Raw genomic sequence first — 1,295 nt, 5'->3', positions numbered from 1 at the left:
TGTGAAGGTCAACGATTTGTTGCTTAAAGTCATCCGTAAAATGACGGCGTATTTTTCTAGACATATTGTTTCTCCTGTTTTCTTTAGTGTAGAACACTTTATAAATTCTGTCTAGTTTAGTGTAACCGATTCAAACATTGTTTGCTCCTTATAGAAATCTCCCAATAAAACATTTTCATAAATCTTATCTTTACTCACTTCGTCCAAATTACTAAAAGCTTCATCCCAAAAAATAATTTTTTCACCTTTCAATAGTGATTTGACAATTAGTAATTTCTGGATTTGTCCTCCTGAAAGATTCTTTCCCTGTTTTAACAATTTCGATTGTAATTTATTTGGAAGTTTAGCAATAACCTCATCTGCTGTGGTATCAACAAGTATTCTGGATAGCTTAGTTAAATCAGAAGAGTCATATTCAAAGTTTTCTAATACACTTCCCTTTTTCAATGTCATATTTTGCAAGACAACTCCCATATAGTTTTCTAGATGTTCATTGTTATATGTGATCTTACCAGAATATCTTAGCATGCCAGTTAATAATAATAGTAGCGTAGATTTACCACTACCTGATTTACCTACAATAGCTATCTTTTCGCCTTGGCTAATTTTTAAATTAACTGGTTTATATAGTGATTCATTTCCGTAACCGAAGTTTAAATCTTCAGTCTGAATTATATAGTTTGAATCTAAGTCAAAATTAACATTTATTGGTGAGTTTTCTTTTAGTATATCCCCCTGCTTTTCGGCATATACAGCTAATCGTGCTATTTCAAAAATTGAAGTTTTCACCTGTTCAATAGATGAGATCAATAATGATATACTTGTTTGATATAATACTAAATCGGCTATTGAAACATTAAAAAATTTATTATAATAAATCACTGCTAAAATAATAACTGATAAACTAAAATAGCTGAATATACTTCCAAAAAGTTGAACAAAATTTTCAACTTTTAAAATTTGGGAATATTTGCTTGTCAAACGATCATTATTTTTTATCCATCTATCTTCCGTTCCTCTCTCATTTCTCATTACTTTAATGTAATCTATATCTTCTAAATCAGATTGAAAATCTGAGTTAAAATCAATTAAGTATTGTAGATAGGATTGATTATATTCGTTCTGTTTATGATATAAAACAGATGATATTAAAGAATATAATACAATCTGAATAGGTTACACTAAACTAGACAGAATTTATAAAGTGTTCTACACTAAAGAAAACAGGAGAAACAATATGTCTAGAAAAATACGCCGTCATTTTACGGATGACTTTAAGCAACAAATCGTTGACC

General features: G+C 29.0%; 1 protein-coding gene. It reads right to left on the bottom strand.

The window, feature by feature from the left end; translation table 11 throughout:
• Positions 1-111: 111 nt before the first annotated feature.
• Positions 112-1,167 (bottom strand): ABC transporter ATP-binding protein, encoded by a 1,056-nt coding sequence (locus ABP870_RS10590; RefSeq protein WP_350015305.1) that lies wholly within the window; start codon positions 1,165-1,167, stop codon positions 112-114.
• Positions 1,168-1,295 lie beyond the last annotated feature (128 nt).

Origin of the sequence: Streptococcus jiangjianxini (assembly GCF_040225085.1) — a bacterium.
Classification (GTDB): domain Bacteria; phylum Bacillota; class Bacilli; order Lactobacillales; family Streptococcaceae; genus Streptococcus; species Streptococcus jiangjianxini.
This window is presented reverse-complemented; position numbering and strand designations above follow the sequence as displayed.